The sequence below is a fragment of the Salifodinibacter halophilus genome, from assembly GCA_012999515.1.
Taxonomy (GTDB): domain Bacteria; phylum Pseudomonadota; class Gammaproteobacteria; order Nevskiales; family Salinisphaeraceae; genus Salifodinibacter; species Salifodinibacter halophilus.
Genome location: JABEEB010000171.1, coordinates 1 through 283 on the forward strand (window position 1 = coordinate 1; position 283 = coordinate 283).

Sequence of the window (283 nt, forward strand, 5' to 3'; positions counted from 1 at the left end):
CTCTAGAGGACGGCGAGCACACCGTCTTTGATGTCGTCGCCGACGACGACACCGTCGCCGTGCGCGGGCGTTTCGAGGGTGTGCAGGACGGCGAGCCGGTCGCCTTCGGCTTCGCGGACTTCCACGAGTTCGACGACGAGGGGTTCATCGCGCGGCGCTACACGTACACCGACCGCGATACGGTGTAAGGCGTCGCGCGCCGACGCACCCCGACGAGGCGTGTTGTGGCTTGACAGACCTCGCCGCCCGCAACTGCAATACCGTCCCTCCTCCTACGCCGGTG

Annotated in this window: 1 protein-coding gene; it reads left to right on the forward strand. The window is 67.5% G+C overall.

Annotation, left to right across the window (positions count from 1 at the left end; genetic code table 11):
* The coding region (locus HKX41_11185) for a nuclear transport factor 2 family protein (GenBank protein ID NNC24694.1) at positions 1-188 on the forward strand (188 nt) is incomplete at its 5' end.
* Between the last annotated feature and the right edge of the window lie 95 nt (positions 189-283).